Source organism: Clostridium sp. AM42-4 (assembly GCF_003480105.1).
Lineage (GTDB): Bacteria > Bacillota > Clostridia > Lachnospirales > Lachnospiraceae > Brotaphodocola.
Genome location: NZ_QUIK01000009.1, coordinates 146,816 through 157,710, shown reverse-complemented (window position 1 = coordinate 157,710; position 10,895 = coordinate 146,816). Strand labels below are relative to the sequence as shown.

Sequence of the window (10,895 nt, the reverse complement as noted above, 5' to 3'; positions counted from 1 at the left end):
TTGCCGAAAGGCAACTCACACGGCCCTTGTCATATACTTAAATTGTTACTTCACTCCCGCATCAGCAAAAATGCCTGGTACAGGTTCAGCGTTCCATATCCCCACTGGCGGTTGGGGTACTGGAACGCTTCTTTTCGGTCTGCGCCCCGGATGAGAATGGAGCGGACGGAGCTGCTGGTGAGGCTTGTGTCATTTCCCTGGGTAAAGTCCCACGAAAACAGGCAGGCCACGGCTCCGGCGGTGATGGCGGCAGCGACAGAAGCTCCGGTGCGGCGGGTGAAGGAAACCGGCGTGGAAGCTGTGTTACCCCGGGACTGCAGCGCCGGGCCCTGTACGTCGACGCCGGGAGCGGCAAGGTCAGGTTTTACCTGCCCTGTAGCGGTGAAGCCGCGGCTGCTGTGGATGTAGAGACTGTCTGTGACATGGTTGTAGGTACTGATGGTCAGAAGCAGAGGGGCATTGCCGGGATCGGTGATGGTGATATCGGGATCGGGGCGGAGAAAACGGATGTCATCTGGAAGAAAGGACTGCAGGGGAAGCCAGATGTGGAACTGCCCGGTGACATACAGGGCAGGGTAGACCCGGATGTGCCAGATGCCCGGAGCCGGACCACGAAACCGTAAGAATGCAAGAAAACGGCCGGACCCGGCTTCGGTCAGCTGGTAGCTGATAAAGATACGGGTGGCATCCAGCCGGAAGGAAAGGGTGGTTTCCTGTCCTACCGCCAGCGGGATCCGTTCGATCACTTCGCCGGAGGGAGAAACAAAGCCGAGTGTATAAAGCTCAGAGGCATCTGCCCACAGCTCCATGGAAAAGTCTTTACCCGGGGCGGCAATGCGCAGCTCAACATCATCGAATTCCTGGTTTGCAGGCAGACGGCTGAAATAGTGGCGACCAAAGCCAGTCTCATTTCCGGCACCTGTGACACAGGCGAAGCCTCGGGTCCCGCTTAAGGCCTGAAGCTGCATGGAAAGGGGAGAAAGGCCACTGTGACTGCCCTGGCTGGTCCCGGCACCCAGACAGAGGACAAGCGGCATCTGGTACTGGCCTGCGATTCCCAGAAGGAAGGCAGCAGCAGCCATGATATCGTTTTCCTGATAAGCATCGGCATCTGCCGGAACGGCAAAAAAATCCCGCAGATATTGCTTGGCTGGCTTTAGGCGGACAACGGCCAGGGAAGCGTCCGGGGCAGCGCCGGAAAATGCAGGGAGTGTGCTGGCCTGGTTTCCCGCAGCTACTCCGGCGAGAAAGGTTCCATGCCCATTTGTGTCGGTTGCGGGGATTATGGAGAACGGGTCACCGGCGGCGAGGGCACGGTTTAGATCCTCCTGGCTGTAGACGGTCCCGAAAAAAGGCTGGAAACCGGCAACGGGTGGTGGTAAGGACTCATTTTCCCTGGTCTGGTCCCATATGCTTAAGATGCGGCTGGTGCCATCCGGATTCCGGAATAATGGGCTGGTGTAGTCGATCCCGGTATCGATCAGGCCTATGAGTACCCCTTGTCCGGTACTTGCAAGATTGGGCTGGGAGAAGACCGGAAGAATGCCTGCGCTTTCCAGTGCCGTGGTATCCTGCAGACCGTAAAGCTTTGGAATGGCAGAATAGGTCTGCCGGGTAAGACTTAATGGAAGAACACCTGCCAGCGGTACATGGACAATGGCAAATTCCTGACTGACCAGATTGACGCAGGTGGTTCCTGCAAGCTCATAGAGGGATTCCACAGCCCGCGGGGAATAGCGGACAATGAAGTCTGCATAATCTTCAGAGGCAGGGGATGTATTGCATGGGATCATGGGTGCTCCGCATAGCTTTTTCATAGTATATGCTGTTTGACGCGGCAGTGATTCAATAGTACAATAGAGAAATAAAAGCATAAACCGGGAGGAAAAATTATGATCTATACAGCAATCATTGCGGCACTATCGTCTCTGGACCTTGGGATCAAATGGCTGATCGAACGGGAAAAACCGGAAGATTTTCCAAAACCGTTGCCGCATACATGCGGAAAGATCCTTTTGTACCATAACCATAACGCGGGCTTTCCCTTTGGATTTCTGGAAAAGCATGGGGAGGTGGTGCGTATGCTGCCGCTGTCCGTGATCTGCGGCCTGGCAGGGTATCTGGCAGCACTGCTTCCACAGAAAGGAAAAAAGGTGCAGAAGCTTGGAATCGCCATGATCCTGGGAGGTGCCCTCAGTAATCTTTACGACAGGCTCGTGCGCCGTTATGTGGTGGATTATTTCAGCATCCAGTGTGGAAAACTGAAGGAGATTGTCTTCAACCTTGGGGATATCTTTGTTTTTCTCGGATCCGGCATTTTGTTTGGGGCAGAGATCCTCAAAGAACTCCGGGGTGTGCTGCCTGCGAAAACTCCGGTTGACAGCGAAAAGGAAAACATGTAGAATCGTAGATAATTTTTATAGAAAAAGAATAAAGGAGTAAAAATCATGTTAGATTCTGGAGACAGTACGGGCATACAGGTTGCAGCAGTGTTGGTCCTTCTTCTGCTGTCCGCATTTTTTTCATCGGCGGAGACTGCCTTGACTACCGTCAATAAGGTCCGGGTCCGGACACTTGCGGAGGGTGGCGATAAGCGTGCGGCCATGGTTGCCGCGGTGATCGAAGACCCGGCCAAGATGCTCAGTACCATTCTGATTGGCAATAACATTGTAAATTTGTCGGCATCTTCCTTAATGACAACGCTGACCTTACGTCTGTTTGGCAATGCGGCAGTAGGAATTGCGACCGGTGTGCTGACTCTTTTGATCCTGGTATTTGGTGAGATTACGCCGAAGACCATGTCCACGCTGTATGCGGAAAAGATTTCCTTTGCATATGCAGGGATCATCCATGTGCTGATGGTCGTTCTGACTCCGGTTATTTTTATTGTGAATAAGCTTTCTATGGCGGTCCTGTTTCTGATACGGGTCGACCCGAATAAAAAACAGGATCCGATCACAGAGGATGAGCTCCGCACGATCGTGGAGGTCAGCCACGAGGAGGGCGTCATTGAGAGTGAAGAAAAGAAGATGATCAACAATGTGTTCGACTTTGGGGATGCCGTGGCAAAAGACATCATGGTCCCGCGCATCGACATGGTCATGGTGGATGCAGAGGCGTCCTTTGGTGAGCTCATGGAGCTGTTCCAGAAGGAACGCTTTACCCGTATCCCGGTCTACGAGGAAAACACAGACAATGTCATTGGCATTGTTAATATGAAGGATTTCATTTTATTCGATCACGAAAAAGAAAAGAATTTTTCCATCCGCGATTATCTACGCCAGCCGCTTTATACTTATGAATATAAGAAGACAGCCGAGCTGATGCTGGAGATGCGCAAAACCTTCAACAATATTGTTATCGTGTTAGATGAATACGGTGCAACAGCCGGACTGATTACGCTTGAGGATATGCTTGAGGAAATCGTCGGGGAGATCCGTGACGAGTACGACCAGGATGAAGAGGACGAGGTAAAAGAGACCGGACCGGACGAATATCTGGTCAATGGTTCCACCAAGCTGGATGACTTAAATGACCGCCTGGGACTGGAGCTGCAGTCAGAGGATTATGACTCGATCGGCGGCCTGGTGATCGGCCTTCTGGATCATCTGCCGGAAGAAGGAGAGGAAGTAGATTACGAGAACCTTCACCTGAAGGTAGAGGATATGGATAAAAACCGGATCGGAAAGATCCGCATCCAGATCCATCATCCGGAAAAAACGGAAGAGGAAGAAGCGGAAAAGACAGCGGAACAGAATTAAAAATCATGCAGGATGGGCGGTGCCGGCAGAAAGTGGCACCGCCCATCTTTTCATCTTTTAACTTAAGATCCCCCCGGCCATTCCGCCTGCCGCGCAGCAGGCGAGCACCGGGAGCACATGGGAAAAGTCCGGGATTCTGCCCTGGCGCAGCAAAACAGATGCAGCAAAAAGCGCCAGAAAATATAAAAGCCCGGTGAGCAGTCCCCAGAAAAAACGCCGGGTGCGCAGCGCCTTGCCGCAGAGCAGGCCGCCGGCAAAACAGGAAATGCCATAGAGCAGATAGACCGCCGGCGTGATCTGCGACTCCTTCAGCTTCAGCCTGTAAAGGACAAAGGTCAGGATAAAGAGCAGCACGGCAGAGAGCAGGTAAGATGCAACCAGGGAAATTAACAAGGCCTTGGGGCGTGATGGAAGCATAAAAACCCTCCTTTTTGGAAATACTCTGATCAGTTCATTTTATTTTGTGTTGTCCAGAAAAATTACAAAAATATCCTTGACATGCTATGGTGGAATGGATATAATAGAATGGCGTGCGAAAATCGCAGGATTTTTTGATGCGCAAAAAAGCTGAAAAGAATTACAGCAACCAACAGACAATATCACAGGAGGTGAAAGGAATGCCAACATTCAACCAGTTAGTGAGAAAGGGAAGACAGACCGCAGTTAAGAAGTCTACCGCACCGGCTCTGCAGAAAGGATACAACTCCTTACAGAAGCGTGCAACTGATACTTCTTCACCGCAGAAGAGAGGTGTCTGCACCGCAGTTAAGACTGCAACCCCGAAGAAGCCGAACTCTGCACTTCGTAAAATCGCCAGAGTACGTCTTTCTAACGGTATCGAGGTAACCAGCTACATCCCGGGCGAGGGACACAACTTACAGGAGCACAGCGTAGTATTAATTCGTGGTGGCCGTGTTAAGGACCTTCCGGGTACCAGATATCACATCATCAGAGGTACTCTTGATACCGCAGGCGTAGCCAACAGAAAGCAGGCTCGTTCCAAGTACGGCGCTAAGAGACCGAAAGACGCTAAGAAGAAATAAGCAACAGCTTACACTAGTAGTACCACTAACGTAAGTAAAAGTAGTTAGTGCCGGGATGATATTGCCTGTGGTTGCAGGAATAGATAGAACCGTGCGCGAACACATTTTTATGGAAACATGTGAGTACCTATGAATTAATTTCTATAATTAAGGAGGGAAGTAACGTGCCACGTAAAGGACATATTCAGAAAAGAGATGTATTAGCAGATCCTTTATACAACAACAAGGTTGTAACCAAGCTGATCAACAATATCATGCTTGATGGTAAGAAGGGTGTTGCACAGAAAATCGTATACGGTGCATTTAACCGTGTAGAAGAGAAGAGCGGCAAGCCGGCTCTGGAAGTCTTCGAAGAGGCTATGAACAATATCATGCCTGTTCTGGAGGTTAAGGCAAAACGTATCGGTGGTGCTACCTATCAGGTACCGATCGAGGTTAAGCCGGAGAGACGTCAGACTCTTGCACTTCGCTGGATCACCATGTTCTCCCGTAAGAGAGGCGAGAAGACCCAGGAAGAGAGACTGGCAAACGAGATTATGGACGCAGCAAACAACACTGGTGCATCTGTAAAACGTAAAGAAGACATGCATAAGATGGCAGAGGCTAACAAGGCCTTCTCCCACTTCAGATTCTAATAGGAGGAAAAAGCTTTGGCTGGAAGAGAATATCCGTTGGAGAGAACCAGAAATATTGGTATCATGGCTCACATCGATGCTGGTAAGACCACTTTGACTGAGCGTATCCTGTATTACACTGGTGTAAACTACAAAATCGGTGATACTCACGAAGGTACTGCTACCATGGACTGGATGGAACAGGAGCAGGAGAGAGGTATTACCATTACTTCAGCAGCTACTACCTGTCACTGGACCATTCATGGCCAGGACAACCGTCCGATCAAAGGACAGCCGGAGTATCGTATCAACATCATCGATACCCCAGGTCACGTAGACTTCACTGTTGAGGTAGAGCGTTCCCTTCGTGTACTGGACGGCGCTGTTGGCGTGTTCTGTGCAAAGGGTGGTGTAGAGCCGCAGTCCGAGAACGTTTGGCGCCAGGCTGATACCTACAACGTACCGCGTATGGCATTCATCAACAAGATGGATATCCTGGGTGCTAACTTCTACGGCGCAGTAGAGCAGATCCGTACCAGACTTGGTAAGAACGCTATCTGCTTACAGCTGCCGATCGGTAAAGAGGACGAGTTCAAGGGCATCATCGATCTGTTCGAGATGCAGGCTTACATCTACAACGATGATAAGGGCGACGACGTTACTGTTTGCGAAATCCCGGATGATATGAAGGATGATGCAGAGTTATATCACACCGAGCTGGTAGAGAAGATCTGCGAGCTGGATGACGATCTGATGATGCAGTATCTGGAAGGCGAAGAGCCGTCTATCGAGGATCTGAAGAAAGTATTAAGAAAAGCTACCTGTGAGTGTACCGCTGTTCCGGTATGCTGCGGTAGTGCATACAGAAACAAAGGTGTTCAGAGACTTCTGAACGCTGTAATCGAGTTCATGCCGGCTCCGACCGATATCCCGTCTATCAAGGGTACCGATATGGACGGCAATGAAGTATTCCGTCATTCTTCCGATGAAGAGCCTTTCGCAGCTCTGGCATTCAAGATCATGACTGACCCGTTCGTAGGTAAACTGGCATTCTTCCGTGTGTACTCCGGTACCATGAATTCCGGTTCTTACGTTCTGAATGCTACCAAGGGCAAGAAAGAGCGTGTTGGCCGTATCCTTCAGATGCACGCTAACAAGAGACAGGAGATCGACAAAGTTTACTCCGGCGATATCGCTGCAGCAGTAGGCTTTAAGATTACCGGTACCGGTGATACCATCTGTGATGAGAATCATCCGGTTATCCTGGAGTCCATGGAGTTCCCGGAGCCGGTTATCGATATCGCTATCGAGCCTAAGACCAAAGCTGGTCAGGGCAAGATGAGTGAGGCACTTGCAAAACTTGCAGAGGAGGATCCGACTTTCCGTGCATCCACCAACCAGGAGACTGGCCAGACCATCATCTCCGGTATGGGTGAGTTACATCTGGAGATCATCGTAGACCGTCTTCTGAGAGAGTTCAACGTTGAAGCTAACGTTGGTGCTCCGCAGGTTGCTTACAAAGAGACCTTCACCAAGGCCGTAGACGTAGACAGCAAATATGCTAAGCAGTCTGGTGGTCGTGGTCAGTACGGTCACTGTAAAGTTCACTTCGAGCCGATGGATGCGAACGCAGAAGAGACCTTCAAGTTCGAGTCTACCGTTGTCGGTGGTGCTATCCCGAAAGAGTACATCCCGGCAGTTGGCGCTGGTATCGAAGAGGCTGCTAAGTCCGGTATCCTTGCTGGATTCCCGGTACTCGGCGTAAAAGCTACCGTATACGACGGTTCTTACCATGAGGTCGACTCTAACGAGATGGCATTCAAGATTGCCGGTTCCATGGCATTCAAGGAGGCTATGCAGAAGGCAGGCGCTATCCTGCTTGAGCCGATCATGAAGGTTGAAGTTACCATGCCAGAGGAGTACATGGGTGATGTTATCGGTGATATCAACTCCCGTCGTGGCCGTATCGAGGGTATGGATGACTTAGGCGGCGGTAAGATCGTAAGAGCATACGTTCCGCTTTCCGAGATGTTCGGTTACTCTACCGACCTTCGTTCCAAGACTCAGGGACGTGGTAACTACTCCATGTTCTTCGAGAAGTACGAGCCGGTTCCGAAGTCCGTACAGGAGAAGGTTATCAACGAGCACAAAAAGTAATTAAACCTTAATTACAATCAAATCTAATTTCCGGCACAGGAGTTTCGCAAAGGTCTTCCGGCTTTGTCTGAAGTCCCTTTGCGGGCTGCCGCCCGGAATAGAGAAAAGGCTTGAAAATATTGCACAAATAGCATATAATAAAGAACAGCCTAACCATATAATCAATCGCCCGTACTAGGCGGGCAAATCAAGGAGGACGTTATAAAATGGCAAAAGCAAAGTTTGAAAGAACCAAACCGCATTGTAACATTGGTACCATCGGCCACGTTGACCATGGTAAAACCACTCTGACCGCAGCAATCACCAAAGTTCTGTCTGAGAGAGTTGCTGGTAACACCGCTACCGATTTCGAGAACATCGATAAGGCTCCGGAGGAGAGAGAGCGTGGTATCACCATTTCTACCGCACACGTTGAGTATGAGACTGAGAAGAGACACTATGCACACGTTGACTGCCCAGGACATGCTGACTATGTTAAGAACATGATCACCGGTGCAGCTCAGATGGATGGCGCTATCCTTGTAGTAGCAGCAACCGATGGTGTTATGGCTCAGACCAGAGAGCACATCCTGCTTTCCCGTCAGGTAGGCGTACCGTACATCGTTGTATTCATGAACAAGTGTGATATGGTTGACGATCCGGAGCTGCTTGAGTTAGTAGACATGGAGATCCGTGAGCTGCTGAACGAGTACGAGTTCCCGGGCGATGACACCCCGATCATTCAGGGTTCTGCTCTGAAAGCTCTGGAAGATCCGATGGGCGAGTGGGGCGACAAGATCATGGAGCTTATGGATGCAGTTGATAGCTGGATCCCGGATCCGCAGCGTGAGACTGATAAGCCGTTCCTGATGCCAGTCGAGGACGTATTCACCATTACTGGTCGTGGTACCGTTGCTACCGGCCGTGTAGAGCGTGGTGTTCTTCATCTGAACGATGAGGTTGAGATCGTTGGTATCCACGAGGAGACCAAGAAGACCGTTGTTACCGGTATCGAGATGTTCCGTAAGTTACTGGATGAGGCTCAGGCTGGTGATAACATCGGTGCTCTGCTTCGTGGTATCCAGAGAACTGAGATCGAGCGTGGACAGGTTCTGTGTAAGCCGGCATCTGTAAAGTGCCACAACAAGTTTACCGCACAGGTTTACGTTCTGACCAAAGACGAGGGTGGTCGTCATACCCCGTTCTTCAACAACTATCGTCCGCAGTTCTACTTCAGAACAACTGACGTAACCGGCGTTTGCGAGCTCCCGGCTGGTACCGAGATGTGCATGCCTGGTGATAACGTAGAGATGACCGTTGAGCTGATCCATCCGGTAGCTATGGAGCAGGGTCTTCGTTTCGCTATCCGTGAGGGTGGTAGAACCGTAGGTTCAGGTCGTGTTGTTACCATCTGCGACTAATCTCTAATTAGAAATTAATCGAAATTTTCATATAATGTAGATGCGCCTGGTGCGCCTACTGTGTCCAAACGTAAGAGGGCCCGTGGAGATTTTTCTCCACGGGTTTTTCTGTTATCTGGCACCTGGAAAACTTTATCTGGGATCTGCAAAATGTCATGGGCAGGTCCGGAAGATGTGTATTGGAACTGCAATCAGAACAGCATCAGCAAGGACGCTACTATCACGGGTAAAAAGGTAAGGAAAATTCACACATTTTTCAAAGTAAGAACTGGTAATTTATGTTATAATCAGAAACTGTATCATAAATGTAAGATTAGGCGTTATCACATAGAAGTGATCCATGGATAACACAGCAAGTGGATAACATAAAATGGATAGCAGAACAAGGAGTAAATGAATGAACTATAAACGAAAATTAGTTTCCGGTCTGGCACTATGCCTTTGCGGCGCCAGTCTGGCAGCGTACCAGCCTGAAAGACCGGAGATATCCGGAAGGGTTACGGGGCCAGAAACTACGTCAGATCGGACACAGGAAACGTCAGACTACGATGCGGAGCGATATACATTTTCTACAGATGTCTACGGTCCGGGCGTAACCAATCTGTCTTCTTCTGACAGCTATTCCAAGTACCAGTGGGGATTGAAAAATGATGCGGAGCTTCAGTACAGCGAGATCACAAACCGCTTCAAGGACAGCAACCCGAAGCTTGCCACGTACATTGACCTGGCAAACTACCTGGGAATGCCGGCACCGGTGGCTGGTCCGGATGCTTACCGGATCAAAGAAACCCGCGCCAGAAAAGGCGTAGATATCAATGTACTCCCTGCCTGGAATCTTTATAATGCCAGTACAGAGGAGCATCGTCAGGTGGTGGTTGCAGTCATTGACACCGGAATCGACATCGACCACCCGGATCTGAAGGATGCCATTTGGACCAACGAAGACGAAATTCCGGGAGATGGCATCGATAATGACGGCAACGGCTATATCGACGATGTACACGGCTGGAATTTCTTTGATGGAAATAATGAACTCTGCAAGGGCAGCGAGGACGATCACGGAACCCATGCGGCAGGAACCATTGCTGCGACCCGTGGAAACGGCGGTATTGCCGGAATCGCGGATAACAAGTATGTCAAGATCATGTCTCTAAAAGCGCTGGGAACCCAGTACGGCGTGGGTGAGGAAAAGGCAATCATCGAAGCCATCCGCTATGCGGAAGCAAACGGTGCCTCCATCTGCAACCTCAGTTTTGGAACGACCGAATATTATCCGGAACTGGAAAAGGTCATGCGCGAATCAAAGATGCTGTTTGTGGTATCAGCCGGAAACGGAGACGCGAAAGGAATCGGAGAGGATACGGATCAGAAACCGGATTACCCGTCCTCCTTTGATTTAGATAATGTGATATCCGTTGCGAACCTGATGTTCGACGGAAACCTGGCCGAGAGCTCCAATTATGGCGCTAAGAGCGTAGATATCGCAGCACCCGGCACTTATATCGTCAGCACCATTGCAAACAGCGGATATGGCTTTATGACAGGAACCTCCATGTCTACCCCGATGGTAACCGGCGCGGCAGCTTTCCTGTATTCCTACCGCACCGACCTGCACCTCTCCGACATCCGCAAGGTTCTGTTAGAAACCGCCCGCAAGATCCCGCCGTTAGAAGGCAAGCTCAGCAGCAACGGCATGCTGGATGTGTACGCGGCACTGAATTACGGAAGAGCGGCAGAGAATACAGAAGAAAGCGCACAGTCTGGACAGGAAACACAAAGCTCCGGAGATACAGCTCAGAGAGAATCCCAGACAACCACTTCAAAAACCATTACAGCCGGAGGCGGAGAGCCGATCCGGCTGGGCCAGTAAATTTAAACAATTTAATTGAAAAACGATGGGCCGTGTGAGTTGCCGGAAGG

9 protein-coding genes are annotated in these 10,895 nt (G+C 50.4%); 7 read left to right on the top strand and 2 right to left on the bottom strand.

The window, feature by feature from the left end:
- Window positions 1–50: 50 nt before the first annotated feature.
- Window positions 51–1,793 (bottom strand): S8 family peptidase, encoded by a 1,743-nt coding sequence (locus DW922_RS09260; RefSeq protein ID WP_118726427.1) that lies wholly within the window; start codon window positions 1,791–1,793, stop codon window positions 51–53.
- A gap of 99 nt (window positions 1,794–1,892) precedes the next feature.
- Here DW922_RS09260 and DW922_RS09255 point away from each other — a divergent pair, with 99 nt between their 5' ends.
- On the top strand, window positions 1,893–2,402 hold the full coding sequence (locus tag DW922_RS09255; protein WP_118718729.1) for a signal peptidase II: 510 nt from the start codon (window positions 1,893–1,895) through the stop codon (window positions 2,400–2,402).
- 45 nt (window positions 2,403–2,447) lie between these two features.
- The gene (locus DW922_RS09250) at window positions 2,448–3,761 is read left to right on the top strand and encodes a hemolysin family protein (protein ID WP_118726426.1); all 1,314 of its coding nucleotides are present in this window, start codon (window positions 2,448–2,450) and stop codon (window positions 3,759–3,761) included.
- 57 nt (window positions 3,762–3,818) lie between these two features.
- Here the strand turns inward: DW922_RS09250 and DW922_RS09245 are convergent, their stop codons facing one another.
- Complete coding sequence (locus tag DW922_RS09245) at window positions 3,819–4,178, bottom strand: TIGR04086 family membrane protein (RefSeq protein WP_118718730.1); 360 nt, start codon at window positions 4,176–4,178, stop codon at window positions 3,819–3,821.
- A gap of 200 nt (window positions 4,179–4,378) precedes the next feature.
- On the opposite strand from DW922_RS09245, the gene rpsL reads away from it, so the two are divergent.
- From rpsL to DW922_RS09220, 5 genes are all read left to right on the top strand, one after another.
- Window positions 4,379–4,804, top strand: coding sequence for a 30S ribosomal protein S12 (gene rpsL, locus DW922_RS09240; protein WP_118540279.1), 426 nt, complete (start codon window positions 4,379–4,381; stop codon window positions 4,802–4,804).
- A gap of 164 nt (window positions 4,805–4,968) precedes the next feature.
- Entirely contained in the window at window positions 4,969–5,439 is a 471-nt protein-coding gene (gene rpsG, locus DW922_RS09235) for a 30S ribosomal protein S7 (RefSeq protein ID WP_118531413.1), read from the top strand.
- 15 nt (window positions 5,440–5,454) lie between these two features.
- A complete protein-coding gene (gene fusA, locus DW922_RS09230) occupies window positions 5,455–7,575 on the top strand; it encodes an elongation factor G (RefSeq protein WP_118540278.1) in 2,121 nt (706 codons plus the stop codon).
- A 206-nt stretch (window positions 7,576–7,781) separates the two neighbouring features.
- On the top strand, window positions 7,782–8,975 hold the full coding sequence (tuf, locus tag DW922_RS09225; RefSeq protein WP_118718731.1) for an elongation factor Tu: 1,194 nt from the start codon (window positions 7,782–7,784) through the stop codon (window positions 8,973–8,975).
- Window positions 8,976–9,372: 397 nt separating this feature from the next.
- Window positions 9,373–10,845, top strand: a complete 1,473-nt coding sequence (locus tag DW922_RS09220; RefSeq protein WP_118726425.1) for a S8 family peptidase — start codon at window positions 9,373–9,375, stop codon at window positions 10,843–10,845.
- The last annotated feature ends 50 nt before the right edge of the window (window positions 10,846–10,895 follow it).